Origin of the sequence: Oxalicibacterium sp., assembly GCF_035565035.1 — a bacterium.
Lineage (GTDB): Bacteria > Pseudomonadota > Gammaproteobacteria > Burkholderiales > Burkholderiaceae_D > Oxalicibacterium.
The window spans coordinates 1-12,770 of record NZ_DATMTD010000077.1 but is presented as its reverse complement, the minus strand read 5'-3'; the positions used below and the strand labels follow the sequence as shown (position 1 = coordinate 12,770).

Below are 12,770 nucleotides of genomic sequence, written 5' to 3'. Positions count from 1 at the left end.
CTTTAATTCAATATTTCAATTATTATTGAAATATGAGGTGGCTGCAACCAGAACTTCGAATTCAAAACCGGACTGCGGTCAGCCCATAAACAAAAAAGCCTGCGACCAGAAGGTAGCAGGCTTGATATGAGGGGTTCGCCAGTCCTATAGTGGAAAGTGCAAAACCCAGGCGAGTGAACTCACCGCGAACAGATCATGCGCTCATTTGGGGGAACAAGCAATCTATTTATTCTTGCCGAAAAACCATGCATGCCGAAATTTTGACGCCACGATCCTGCGGCGGCAAGAAGGCGGATAAACGATATCAGTGAATTGTTCCTGTTTCAGTCGCGGATTTCGATATCGATCGGTTTGAACGAATAATTGTTCGACATCTCTGCGGAGCAGGCGGTAACACCGACGATCAAATCCATTTCCGCGCGAAGCTCGATATATTGTCCCGCTTGCGACAAGGGCGGATCGATTGTCAGTTCGCCATCGGCTGCCACTTTCACGTTCATGAAAATATTAAACGTGGTCGGAATGCGGTCCGGCGGGATACCGAAAGGCGCAAGCTGCTGCGCCAGATTGGCGAAGCAGCTTGGATGATGGGCATGATTGTTGTAAATGATCTTGAAGGTTTCCGGGCTGCATGGTGTCAGCAGAAAATCGTGGCGGCCGACCTGATCCTCAAGAATGGTAAACATCGGATTGCTGCGATTGGAATAAAGCGTATGGCCTGCCGTCACATAGATCGTGTTGGCGTAATCGATGGTGCGTCCCGAGGACAGCCATTCTTCCAGGTCATGTTCGGCAAAGGCGATCAGATCCGATACCTGTTCTCCCAGAGGATCGATAACACGCAGCCGTTGTCCGCGTTTCAGTTTGAAGGCAGTGCCGCTTTGTCGCGCGATGTGACGATGTTCCATGCAGGTGGTGTCATTTCTCTTTGGTGGAAAACGGACAGTGCCATTCTTGTCCGACTTGCCTGCCCGCATACTGGCGCGCGTCCGACATCGTGCCGAACTCGCTGAGATTCTTGTTGATCGACCCCTGCAGTTCCTGTTCGCGTTTGCGAATTACTTCCTGCATGCGATCGAAACGTCCTTCTTCGCGCAGATATTCGAACTGGGCGTGCAGATTGAAGACCAGCGTCGGCCACGCAAAACGCCTGGTGTATCGCGACGCGGCCGGATGCAGTCCGACGACGAAGAAGCTGTGCGTGGCAAAACTGAATGCGAAATGAGGATTTTCGGGATCGTCGCTGACTTGCGGATCCCATGCATGCAATGGCGCATCCACTTCGTGCAATTGCTGTAGCTGCTGCCACAACAGCGCTTCGAACTGTTCTTCGGAATGAATGACCGGATTGGAGAATGTCGCAACGAAGGTGGAGAACTCGCCTTCCAGATCGGGTTGTTCCTGCAGGAAGTGAAACAGATCGTGCGCCAGCCCCGCGGTCGATTCCTCGCCACTCAGTTCGTCGTAATGTCCAATCCGATATCCACCTTGCTTGATCGCGGACTTGGCACCGACACAAGAGAACTGCGGGTTCAGAACCAGGGAGCGAAACGAATCGTGGACGAAATCGAGCAGCGCCGGCGGCTTTTCATTCAGCTCTTCGCCGGCAACCAGTTTTTTATCGACAACGCCGGCGTAATTGCTGCTTTCGATTGCGGTGTCGCTATTGAACGGATTTTCTACGTTGCTGATTTCGGTGTCCATGCCACGGATGAGTGTGAGTCATGCAACCAAGATAAACTTTTGGGATGGCTGGCGATATCAGAAAAGTGCGCCACATCTTGTAGGGCGACAGGAGGTGATAGCTGGAAAGGGACAACTTGCCGTCCGTCAACCTGAATCGTTTCAGATGATCGTTTAAACAAACGAAAACACAATCATCGCAATCACCGAGACCGCCATCACTGCCGCGCAGGCCCACCCCATCAGTCTGGTTTTCCTGTTGATTACAAAATCGCCCATCACCTTGGGATTGCTCGCCATCGCCATCATCAGAACGATAATGGGGACGGCGATCACGCCGTTGATCACGGCGGCCCAGTACAGGGCTTTAAAAGGATCGATGGGCATGAAGCACAGGGCGCTGCCCAGCAGCGTGGCGATGGCGATGATTGCGTAGAACTGTTTGGCGTTGGCAGGTTGGCGTTCCAGGCTGTTTTTCCAGTGGAAGGTGCCGGCCATTGCATACGCCGCGGATCCTGCAAGGACGGGAACAGAGAGCAGGCCGGTGCCGATAATTCCCATCGCAAACAGGAAGAAGGCGAACTCTCCCGCTACCGGCCGCAAGGCAGACGCGGCTTCGACCGCGGACTGGATTTCCTTGCCGCCATGAACATGCAGCGTCACCGCCGCGGTAAGCATGATGAAAAACGCCACGGCATTCGAGAATCCCATGCCGACCAGCGTATCCACATTGATGCGTTTCAGATTTTCTTCCGCATGTTCGGCGGAATGCAGGAGCGGTCTTTCATTGTCGTCGGCAATCAGTTCCTCGACTTCCTGCGAAGCCTGCCAGAAAAACAGATAAGGGCTGATGGTGGTTCCGAAAACTGCAACGATAGTCGTGATGTATTCAGGACGTAAGGAAAATGCGGGCAGGACGATTTCCCTTGCTACGTCGAACCAGGGAACGTGAACGACAAAGACCGTGCCCACGTAGGCAAACAGTGCGAGAGTCAGCCACTTCAGCACGCGGACATAGCGGTTATAAGGAATGAACATCTGCAGCAACAGGGAAAGCACGCCGAAGCCGAGTGCATAGAGAAGAGCGGGACCTCCGACAAGAATATTCAATGCCTCGCCCATTGCTGCGACGTCCGCTGCAATATTGATGATGTTGGCGACCAGCAAGGAGCTGACGATCAGGTAAAGCAACCATCTCGGATAGTGCCGGCCAATATTGGTCGCCAAGCCGTGACCGGTCACCCGACCGATCTGCGCACTGGTTGCCTGCACGCCGTACATCAATGGATAGCTGAGGAATAGCGTCCACATCATGCCGTAGCCGAACTGCGCTCCGGCCTGGGAATACGTGGCAATCCCGCTGGGATCGTCATCCGCGGCGCCGGTGATCAAGCCGGGGCCCAGTTTTTTAAGAAAGGATGTTTCTTTCAAAGGCATGGATACGTTATCGAATACGCGAGTGAAGAAGAAATACCATATCGCGGACGGCAAACATGTGCGTTAGCGCACAGGATCATTCTTTCGATTTACAACCCTCCACAAAAACCCGGCTCTGTGTATTCGTGTGCAGTTGCGTGCGTAGCCGCATCCATATGTGATCTTGCGCACTGAATAAATCGGCTCCGGTTGCTTAACTATCGGGAACCGGCTCAATAGATGAGGGAACACCATGAGCAACCCGCCTGTGCCGTTGACTGGTCAGGCAAAGATATCGTCAACGGGCGACCCCGGTCGCGAAACCAAGCAACATGAAGCAAACAGTGTCTCGCTGAAGGAGCTCGGCATTGGCATCGCATGTGTTGCAGGCGTTGGCTATGCCATCAAGCGCACTCTCAGGAAAAAACCGGCCACATTACGCAAACCTGAAACGCCGCAGCTGCATAAAAAACAGGTCGACAGGGACCGCATCAGTTTTCCGCATCAGATCATTCTGTTGCTGAAAGTGCTGTTGCCGGTTGTCCTCGCATCGGACAAGCCGTCCAAAACGCAGTCCGTAACCGACGCGCGCGGTCGAGAAAGCGACAGCACCGGTAGTAACAGAAGCGCTGTCGAATTGCCGGAGCAATATCAAAAGGATGCAGCGCCGCAGGTCGCGCGCATCGCACATGGCAGCCGCTTGCAACAGGCATGGCGACTCACCAAGGCCGCGATCAGTGCGTGGATGGACGATTTTGCACCGAGCATGGGAGCGGCGATCGCCTATTACACGATCTTTTCCATTGCGCCGATGCTCGTCATCGCCATTGCTGTGGCGGGCGCGATCTTCGGGCAGGACGCGGCGCAAGGCGAGATCGTTACCCAGTTGCGCAGTGTCATCGGCGAAGAAGGTGCTGTCGCCATTCAGGGTTTGCTGCAATCCGCCAGCAAGCCGACGGAAGGTCTCATCGCAACCGGACTCAGTATTGTCACGCTCATCATCGGTTCCACTGCCGTCTTCGCAGAACTGCAAAGCGCGCTCGACCGCATCTGGCGTATGCCGGTTGCCGTCAAGGAGGGTGGCCTCTGGAACCTGATTCGCACCCGCTTGCTGTCTTTCGGCCTGATTCTCGGCCTCGGATTCATGCTGATGGTGTCGCTGGTCGTCAGCTCCGGACTCGCAGCGCTCGGAAAGTGGTGGGGTGGCTGGTTCGAGGGATGGGAGATCGTTCTGCAAATTCTCAACCTGGTCATTTCCTTTTTCGTCTTCGCCGGTCTCTTTTCCATGATTTACAAATTCATGCCGCGCGTGCGCCTGTCGTGGCATGACGTCTGGATAGGTGCCGTCGCCACCACGATACTGTTCATCATCGGCAAGTATCTGATCGGCCTTTACCTCGGCACCACCGGCATGAGCACGGGTTTCGGTGCGGCAGGATCGTTTGCGTTATTGCTGGCGTGGATTTACTACTCGGCACAAATATTCCTGCTGGGAGCGGAGTTCACCTGGATTTACGCGAACAACTATGGATCGAAGGCGAAGATCGTCTGAAGGCTTCGTTTAACACTTGAAAACTGCGCGCAGGGTTCGCACTTCGTCGCGCGTTGAATGACGCGCAGGTCGCGAAAATATGTGCCACGCGAAGAAGATTGTCACGGCGCAAGAACTAGTGGCAACGCCCAAGGTCAATCATTGACTACACAAAACCAGAGAGGAAACCATCCATGCCTTCAACCCAATACGTCCGGACATCAGGCCAGCGCCTCACTTACACCATCAGCTACGACGAAGGTGAATACTTTATCGAACGTGACGGTCAGATGAAGAAATCCGCACCGGACGCCGCCGCACTTGGCATTTCGCCGCATGAGGCGAAGGCGGAGCTGATGCTGCGAATGGCCAAGGCCGATATTGAATCCCTGAACGGGATGGAAGAATAAAAAATACAGTGGTGCGTGAAAAGATTTTCAAACCTGCCGCCACGTAAAAAATCGAACGCCATAAAGCCCTGTTTCAACGGGGCTTTATCATTTTTGGTTCCCCCACTTACCGATCCAGCCGGCGTTGACAATGGTGGCTGCCTGACAATTTTTCCCAAGCTCGAGTTTTTGTGAAAAGCGTCGATGAATCACACAGCGCCAGCGCGACGACGGATAATAGCGGCCACGTCATTTTGCGCATCATCTGGAATCCCCATGGAAATCAAGGTCAACTTTCTCGACAAGCTTCGTCTCGAAGCCAAGTTCGACGATTTCACGGTCATTGCCGACCAGCCTATCCGCTATAAGGGCGATGGCTCGGCGCCTGGCCCGTTCGATTACTTCCTGGCTTCATCGGCCTTGTGTGCGGCTTACTTCGTCAAGCTGTACTGCAATACGCGCAACATTTCGACGGAAAATATCCGGCTGTCGCAGAACAATATTGTCGATCCGGATAACCGCTATCAGCAGATTTTCAAGATTCAGGTCGAGTTGCCGGCGGATATTTCGGAAGTCGATCGCCGCGGCATCCTGCGTTCCATCGATCGCTGCACTGTGAAAAAAGTGGTGCAGGAAGGTCCCGAATTCATCATCGAGGAAGTCGAGAATCTGGACGCCGATGCGCAATCGTTGCTGACGCTGAAGCCCGCTGCCGACGCCAGCACCCATATTCTCGGCAAAGACCTGCCGCTGGAACAAACCATCGCCAATATGTCCGGACTGCTGGCAAACCTGGGCATCAAGATCGAAATCGCGTCCTGGCGCAATATCATTCCGAATGTGTGGTCGCTGCATATTCGCGACGCACATTCGCCGATGTGTTTTACCAATGGCAAGGGATCGACCAAGGAAAGCGCACTGGCGTCCGCGCTCGGCGAATACATCGAGCGGCTGAGCAACAATCATTTCTATGCCGGATCGTTCTGGGGCGAAGACATCGCCAATGCAGAATTCGTGCATTACCCGAATGAACGCTGGTTCAAATCCGGCCGCAAGGATGCATTACCGAAGGAAATTCTCGACGAGTACTGCCTGAAAATCTACAACCCCGATGGCGAACTGCGCGGCGCGCACCTGGTCGACACCAACTCCGGCAATGCGACACGCGGTATCTGTTCGTTGCCGTATGTGCGACAGTCAGACGGCGAAGTTGTGTATTTCCCGTCCAACCTGATCGAAAACCTTTTCGTCAGCAATGGCATGAGCGCCGGGAACACGCTGGCTGAAGCGCAAGTGCAATGCCTGTCGGAGATTTTCGAACGGGCGGTCAAGCGCGAAATTCTGGAAGGCGAAATTGCCTTGCCCGATGTACCGCAGGAAGTCCTCGCGAAATATCCCGGCATTCTGGCCGGGATCAAAGGGCTGGAAGAACAGGGTTTTCCGGTCCTGGTGAAGGATGCGTCGCTGGGCGGCACGTATCCGGTGATGTGCGTCACCTTGATGAACCCGCGCACCGGCGGCGTGTTTGCGTCGTTCGGCGCGCACCCCAGCCTGGAAGTTGCGCTGGAGCGCAGCCTGACGGAATTGCTGCAAGGTCGCAGCTTTGAAGGCCTGAACGATTTACCGCAGCCGACCTTTGCAAGCGAAGCAGTGACCGAACCAAACAATTTTGTCGAACATTTCATCGATTCCAGCGGAATTGTGTCGTGGCGCTTTTTCAGCGCCAAGGCAGATTACGAATTTGTGGAATGGGATTTTTCCGGGAGGGCCGGGAAAGACAAAATGAGCTCGAACGCACAGGAAGCCGCAACCCTGTTCGGCATTCTCGAAGACATGGGCAAGGAAGTCTACGTGGCGGTATATGACCAGCTGGGCGCCGTTGCCTGCCGGATTCTGGCGCCCGGTTATTCGGAAGTCTATCCGGTGGAAGATTTGATCTGGGATAACACCAACAAGGCGCTCTTGTTCCGCGCCGATATCCTGAACCTGCATCGACTGGACGATGCCGCTCTGGAGGCGCTGCTCGAGCGTTTGGAGAATAACGAACTGGATGAGTACGGCGACGTCGCCACGTTGATCGGCATCGAATTTGACGAGAATACAGTCTGGGGACAATTGACCGTTCTGGAGCTGAAGTTGCTGATCCGTCTGGCCTTGCAGCAATTTGAGGAAGTGCATGAACTGGTAGGCGCCTTCCTGCAATACAACGACAACACGGTCGAGCGAGGATTGTTTTATCAAGCCTTGAACGTGGTGCTGGAGGTAATGCAGGATGATGAACTGGAACTGGACGATTACGTGGTCAATTTCCGTCGCATGTTTGGCGATGCGCGAATGGATGCAGTGCTGGGCTCGGTAAATGGCAGCGTGCGCTTCTTCGGCTTGACGCCAACCAGCATGAAACTCGAAGGCCTCGACAGGCACCAGCGTTTGCTCGACAGCTACAAAAAATTGCATGCCGCGCGCGCCGGCATGACGGCCCGGGTTGCGTAATCCAATCCGATCCGATCTTCGATAATTCTCTCTCCGCACATTCAAATCACCCGGCACAGAAAGTTCGTATGGTTAAGTCTGAAATCACGGTAAGAAAAGCCAGGCTCGACGACCTGCACAAGCTGACGTACAACGATTATTCATTCCTTGTGGATTCCATTGCGGTCGGCCCGTTTACCAACCCGGAACTCACCGAATTTCAATCCGTTCAGCCTTATACAAAACGATACGACCTTGAAATACCTTCCATTACCGAATATCTGGACAAGAATGAACTGGCTCTTTTTCTTGCAGTCGATTCGAGCGACACGCCAGTAGGGCATCTCGCGATATCCAGATTCTGGAATGGCTATGCTTCCGTCGACGACATGGCGACCGATGTCAATGTCCGGCGCCTGGGTTGCGCTTCCAAAATGATGGAGGCTGCAGTTGATTGGGCGAGGGAAGCCGGTTTGCCGGGGCTGCGGGTGGAGACGCAACACAACAATGCGCCAGCCTGCAGGTTCTATCAAAAATTCGGCTTCAAACTCGGCGGTTATGACGCGCATCTATACGATGCATTGTCGTCAGGGCCTGCCGCTCGGGAGATGGCATTGTTCTGGTATCTCCATTTGGCCGGATAGGCCGGAGATGGTTTTCCCGATAGATTGATCAGAACTCGTGCAATGGCGCGATGCATGCTCTTCAAATAAAAAACCGCTGGGTTTATCCAGCGGTTTTTTCATATTGGAACAGGACTGAGCCGATCTAAGCCAGTGCGGGGACCGGCCGCAAGTACGGGATTGCCTTTGCAGGTTGCGTTGCGAAACCGGTTTTTTCGAGCTTGAATACGCCGACCGCGTGATTCAAATTCCCTGCCTGATTCTGAAGCATCTGTACAGCCTCCAGCGCTTCTTCGACCAACGCGGCATTTTGCTGCGTGACTTCATCCATCAAGGTAATCGCGCGGTTCACTTCCTCGATGCCGACGCTTTGTTCACGACTCGCGGTCGAGATGTCTTCAACCACATCGGTCACGCGTTTGACGCTTTCAACAATCTGCGTCATGGTCGAGCCGGCCTGTTCTACCAGCTTGCTGCCCGCATCGATTTTGGAAACCGAATCGTCGATCAGCTTCTTGATTTCCTTGGCCGCGGATGAACTGCGCTGCGCCAGATTGCGCACTTCGGTCGCAACCACGGCAAAGCCGCGTCCCTGTTCACCCGCCCTGGCAGCTTCTACCGCCGCATTCAGCGCGAGGATGTTGGTCTGGAATGCGATCCCGTCGATCACGCCAATGATGTCGACGATCTGGCGTGACGAGGTATTGATGGAGTCCATTGTCACCACAACATCGTTCACGATCACGCCGCCCTTGACCGCTATCTCCGATGCAGAACGCGCAAGCTGATTTGCCTGCAGGGCATTGTCTGCATTCTGCTTGACCGTAGATGTCAGTTCTTCCATCGCGGATGCCGTTTCCTCCAGCGAGCCGGCCTGTTCTTCCGTTCGTCCTGACAAATGCACATTGCCCTGAGCGATCTGTGCGCTGATTTGCGATACGCCTTGTGCCGTATCGCTGACATTGACGACGGTCTCCCGCAGATTGCGGCTCATGCGCGACAGGGCCGCCATGATGCTGTCCGTGTCGCCATGACGCAGGCGGATCTCATGAAACAGTTCGCCATTGCTGACCGACTCAGCCAGTGCTTTCACTTCATTCGGTTCGGCGCCCAGCGCCTTGCGGATATAACGTGTAATCGTCACGGCAACCACCACACCGATCACGAGGGCAATCAGGCAGACAGCCAGCATCAATGTCTGGAAGCCGTTTGCCATTTCGCGGGCATGTTGCGATTCTGTCTGGCTGAACGATTCCTGAAGATTGATGAATTTGTTGATCGCACCAAGCCAGTCAATAAATGCCGGTTTGGCCTGCGTGAGCATCAACCTTCTGGCTTCTTCGAGGTTCCCGGACTGTCGCAACCGGATGACTTCCCTAATCAGCGGCGTTGTACGTGATTCGATTGCCTTGATTTCGGAAAGAATTTGTCGTTCTTCAGGGCGGATTTCATCGCGCGGTTTGGCCGGCGTCGTATTGAAGATGGTGTCCAGCGGCTTGGCAGATGCCTGATAGTCCGACTCAAGCTTGTCGATCAGTGCCGATACATTTTCAACTTCGCCATCGGGAACGAGCGTGACGTCGCGTATGGCAATGGCGCGATCGTGCACACTGCCGCGGAAGTTGATTGCGTAACGTTGTTTGACATTGTTGACGTCACTGATGTGCGTCAGGCTGCTTTCAATTGAATTGACTTTCGAGATGCTGAGTACGGTTAAGGCCAGCATCATCACCAGGATCAGACCAAATCCGATACCGAGGCGTCCGGCGATACTCAACTGCTTCTTCCCTGATTGCGTGCTCATACTTTTTCCTGTTTTTGACCGTGACTTGTGAATTGCTGTAAGGAAATATACGGAATCTTCTTTCTGTATGAAAATTGATTGTTTTCATCAGATCGATAGTGTTTTTTGGTGGCTGCAATAAAACCGTTTTCGTCGCGGCGTGATCGACGCAAGCGACACTGGTTAATTCGCGGGGTAATCAGGATTAGTTACACTGCAGAAATATTCTTTTGAAGCCTGACCGCAGGATTGCAATGCTTTATTGCGAATCCCAAAGCGGGTTGACCGTAAGCTTTCAACACAGGGATTTAATGAATGCCGAGTGCTGATCGCATTACTACAGCAGGACGGACGCGGCTCCGTTGTTCGCCGAAGCGTTGGCAGTGATCGAATCTGTCATGTACGCAAGCGTACATTGACCAGCGAAACGGCATGATAAGGTGGTCTTCCAACGCACCTGGAGGCAATCATGACCAATCGAATCGGCAACAAGGATATTGCGCATCAGCGAGGCAAGGCAGAAAAGGCGCGTATCAAGGCATCCAATAAAGCGATGGAAGCAGAGAAGAAGGCTGCAGCCAACGCGAAGTACCGCAATGCCATCAAGGGACAGGAAACCGAGACACGCGGCCCGTAAACGCACACCATGTTGTTGTAATACCGCTCGCGATTCATTGACGTTTTACTACATTGCGAGGCTGTCTGACCTTGTCCCGAAATTTGATTTCCCATCGTTCCGCGCCGCCGTTATTTTTTGTCATGAACGGTGGTTCGGGACGTCACGACGCCGAAGAGACCCGTCGGCACATTGCGTCGGCCATGCAGGCGGCTGCACGATCCTATCGCATCTTTGTCATTGAAGATGCCAGCCAGATTCAGTCAACCGCGCAACAGGCGGTTGACGCCGCCAGGGAGCAAGGCGGCGTCGTCGTTGCCGTCGGCGGAGATGGAACGATCAACGCCGTTGCCAACACCGTGCTCGGGAGTGGCTGCCTGTTCGGTGCGATACCGCAAGGCACCTTCAATTATTTCGGACGCACCCATGGGATTCCGGAAGAAATCGGCGACGCACTCGATGATTTATTGCAGGGTGAACCTGTGCCCGTTCAAGTCGGGCTTGTGAACGATCATGTTTTTCTGGTCAACGCGAGCGTGGGTTTGTATCCCGAGTTGCTGGAGGATCGTGAAGCGTTCAAACAGCAATACGGTCGCAGTCGGCTGGTCGCCATCTGGGCGGCGATCGCCACGGTATTCGGCCGTCACAGAACGCTGAATATGGTGCTGGAGCAGGAGGGCGAGCGCGTCACGATGCGCACGACCACCCTGTTTGTCGGCAACAACCGGCTGCAACTTGAACAGGTCGGCATGCCACAGGCGCAAGCCGTGGTTCAAGGCCAGCTTGCAGCAATTGCGGTGCGGCCGATCGGCAAGCTCGCCATGCTGTGGCTGGGCGCATGCGGTGCACTGGGTCGACTGGGCGATGCAGAGAATGTCGTCGGTTTCAGTTTTCGCAAGCTGACGATTGCACCCCGCGGAAAACATTTCGCAGCCAAAGACACATCGAAGACAGATACAAAAAGCGTCGGTAAAAGATCAAACAAGATCAAGGTGGCCGCCGATGGCGAAATAATGTGGTTGCGTCCGCCGCTGGAGTTTCGCGTTGCCTCCGAATCGCTGCTTTTGATCAAGCGCCGTCACGCATCCGACACCGAAAACGAAACACACCGCGCGGCAGAATCGGACAGTGCCGCGGTTGACGACAAAGCGGACTGGAAAACCAGGCTGGAAGGCGATGCCGCGTGAAAATGGTACTGCACATTTCCGATCCGCACTTCGGCACCGAGCGTCCATTCGTCGTCAAGGCGCTGGAACGATTGGCGCATACGCAACCATTCGATTTGCTGATCCTGTCCGGCGACATCACGCAACGCGCACGAACCGTCGAGTTCAACGCAGCCCGCGCTTTTGTAGATCGCCTGGGAATTCCTTCGCGACTTGTCATCGCCGGCAATCACGACATTCCTCTGTTTGACATGGCGACCCGCGTCTTTCTACCCTACTCACGTTACTGCCGCTCCTTCGGCGCCGAGCTTGAACCGATCCACGACACGCCGGAGCTGCTGGCGATCGGTGTACGCACCACACGGCGCTACCGGCATATCGAAGGCGAGGTATCGCGCGCCCAGATTGAACGCGTCGCACAGCATTTGCAGCAGGCGGGAAAAAACCAGTTGCGCCTCGTGGTCACGCATCAGCCGGTGTATGTCACGCATGAGGTTGATCGGGAACATCTGCTTCGCGGTCACCAGAACGCCATCAGCAGTTGGGCAAAAGCTGGCGCAGACCTGATACTTGGCGGGCATATTCATCGGCCATTCGTCTGTGCACTGCATGATCGAATTACGGATCTGCCGCGGCGGATGTGGGCAGTGCAGGCGGGTACTGCCGTGTCATCGCGCATCCGCCACGACTCCAGCAATTCAGTCAATCTCATTCGTTATGGTTTCGACGACGCGCCACAACGTTGTGTTGTCGAACGGTGGGATTACGACAATAATGTGGACGATTTTGTGCTGGCAGACAGCGTCGACATGCAACGATCCCCTGCGTGCAGTGATGGGGGTGAATAATGGTATTTTCGCGAGGTCGTCGCGGCAAAATCCCGCAGCGGCACTTTCTTGATCAGTCGACTTATGTCAAGACACCAACTGCAAATACACAGATCAGGTAAATTGGACTCCACGAGCGACGTGTTATTTCTTAACGTGCCGCGTGGACTGGAAACAGCGTGCCATCAGTTCTTCATAATGAATTGCTTGCGACCGGAATGAACGACATTGCTGTAGCACTTACTGGCGAGATTTTAAAATGAC

At 54.3% G+C, this 12,770-nt stretch carries 11 protein-coding genes; 7 read left to right on the top strand and 4 right to left on the bottom strand.

Annotated features, from left to right (window positions below):
* Nucleotides 1-323: 323 nt before the first annotated feature.
* From VN114_RS07145 to VN114_RS07135, 3 genes are all read right to left on the bottom strand, one after another.
* The gene (locus VN114_RS07145) at nt 324-908 is read right to left on the bottom strand and encodes an urea carboxylase-associated family protein (RefSeq protein WP_325513424.1); all 585 of its coding nucleotides are present in this window, start codon (nt 906-908) and stop codon (nt 324-326) included.
* Nucleotides 909-918: 10 nt separating this feature from the next.
* On the bottom strand, nt 919-1,704 hold the full coding sequence (gntA, locus tag VN114_RS07140) for a guanitoxin biosynthesis heme-dependent pre-guanitoxin N-hydroxylase GntA (protein WP_325513422.1): 786 nt from the start codon (nt 1,702-1,704) through the stop codon (nt 919-921).
* 153 nt (nt 1,705-1,857) lie between these two features.
* The gene (locus VN114_RS07135; RefSeq protein ID WP_325513420.1) at nt 1,858-3,120 is read right to left on the bottom strand and encodes a divalent metal cation transporter; all 1,263 of its coding nucleotides are present in this window, start codon (nt 3,118-3,120) and stop codon (nt 1,858-1,860) included.
* A gap of 232 nt (nt 3,121-3,352) precedes the next feature.
* Here VN114_RS07135 and VN114_RS07130 point away from each other — a divergent pair, with 232 nt between their 5' ends.
* The 4 genes from VN114_RS07130 (at nt 3,353) to VN114_RS07115 (ending at nt 8,135) form a co-directional block, all read left to right on the top strand.
* Nucleotides 3,353-4,651, top strand: a complete 1,299-nt coding sequence (locus tag VN114_RS07130; RefSeq protein ID WP_325513418.1) for a YihY/virulence factor BrkB family protein — start codon at nt 3,353-3,355, stop codon at nt 4,649-4,651.
* A gap of 173 nt (nt 4,652-4,824) precedes the next feature.
* The gene (locus VN114_RS07125; RefSeq protein ID WP_325513416.1) at nt 4,825-5,040 is read left to right on the top strand and encodes a hypothetical protein; all 216 of its coding nucleotides are present in this window, start codon (nt 4,825-4,827) and stop codon (nt 5,038-5,040) included.
* Between the two features lie 255 nt (nt 5,041-5,295).
* Nucleotides 5,296-7,512 (top strand): OsmC domain/YcaO domain-containing protein, encoded by a 2,217-nt coding sequence (locus VN114_RS07120; protein WP_325513414.1) that lies wholly within the window; start codon nt 5,296-5,298, stop codon nt 7,510-7,512.
* Nucleotides 7,513-7,580: 68 nt separating this feature from the next.
* Complete coding sequence (locus VN114_RS07115) at nt 7,581-8,135, top strand: GNAT family N-acetyltransferase (RefSeq protein WP_325513412.1); 555 nt, start codon at nt 7,581-7,583, stop codon at nt 8,133-8,135.
* A 124-nt stretch (nt 8,136-8,259) separates the two neighbouring features.
* Here VN114_RS07115 and VN114_RS07110 read toward each other — a convergent pair whose 3' ends face one another.
* Nucleotides 8,260-9,918 (bottom strand): methyl-accepting chemotaxis protein, encoded by a 1,659-nt coding sequence (locus tag VN114_RS07110; protein WP_325513410.1) that lies wholly within the window; start codon nt 9,916-9,918, stop codon nt 8,260-8,262.
* 448 nt (nt 9,919-10,366) lie between these two features.
* On the opposite strand from VN114_RS07110, the gene VN114_RS07105 reads away from it, so the two are divergent.
* The 3 genes from VN114_RS07105 (at nt 10,367) to VN114_RS07095 (ending at nt 12,527) form a co-directional block, all read left to right on the top strand.
* On the top strand, nt 10,367-10,534 hold the full coding sequence (locus tag VN114_RS07105; protein WP_325513408.1) for a hypothetical protein: 168 nt from the start codon (nt 10,367-10,369) through the stop codon (nt 10,532-10,534).
* A gap of 122 nt (nt 10,535-10,656) precedes the next feature.
* The gene (locus tag VN114_RS07100; RefSeq protein ID WP_325513406.1) at nt 10,657-11,700 is read left to right on the top strand and encodes a diacylglycerol/lipid kinase family protein; all 1,044 of its coding nucleotides are present in this window, start codon (nt 10,657-10,659) and stop codon (nt 11,698-11,700) included.
* Between the two features lie 2 nt (nt 11,701-11,702).
* Nucleotides 11,703-12,527, top strand: coding sequence for a metallophosphoesterase family protein (locus VN114_RS07095; RefSeq protein ID WP_325513425.1), 825 nt, complete (start codon nt 11,703-11,705; stop codon nt 12,525-12,527).
* The last annotated feature ends 243 nt before the right edge of the window (nt 12,528-12,770 follow it).

Bases quoted from the DNA above. Each gene is read 5' to 3' on its own strand.
- VN114_RS07145 (WP_325513424.1), bottom strand. From the start codon at position 908: ATGGAACATCGTCACATCGCGCGACAAAGCGGCACTGCCTTCAAACTG.
- gntA (WP_325513422.1), bottom strand. From the start codon at position 1,704: ATGGACACCGAAATCAGCAACGTAGAAAATCCGTTCAATAGCGACACC.
- VN114_RS07135 (WP_325513420.1), bottom strand. From the start codon at position 3,120: ATGCCTTTGAAAGAAACATCCTTTCTTAAAAAACTGGGCCCCGGCTTG.
- VN114_RS07130 (WP_325513418.1), top strand. From the start codon at position 3,353: ATGAGCAACCCGCCTGTGCCGTTGACTGGTCAGGCAAAGATATCGTCA.
- VN114_RS07125 (WP_325513416.1), top strand. From the start codon at position 4,825: ATGCCTTCAACCCAATACGTCCGGACATCAGGCCAGCGCCTCACTTAC.
- VN114_RS07120 (WP_325513414.1), top strand. From the start codon at position 5,296: ATGGAAATCAAGGTCAACTTTCTCGACAAGCTTCGTCTCGAAGCCAAG.
- VN114_RS07115 (WP_325513412.1), top strand. From the start codon at position 7,581: ATGGTTAAGTCTGAAATCACGGTAAGAAAAGCCAGGCTCGACGACCTG.
- VN114_RS07110 (WP_325513410.1), bottom strand. From the start codon at position 9,918: ATGAGCACGCAATCAGGGAAGAAGCAGTTGAGTATCGCCGGACGCCTC.
- VN114_RS07105 (WP_325513408.1), top strand. From the start codon at position 10,367: ATGACCAATCGAATCGGCAACAAGGATATTGCGCATCAGCGAGGCAAG.
- VN114_RS07100 (WP_325513406.1), top strand. From the start codon at position 10,657: ATGAACGGTGGTTCGGGACGTCACGACGCCGAAGAGACCCGTCGGCAC.
- VN114_RS07095 (WP_325513425.1), top strand. From the start codon at position 11,703: ATGGTACTGCACATTTCCGATCCGCACTTCGGCACCGAGCGTCCATTC.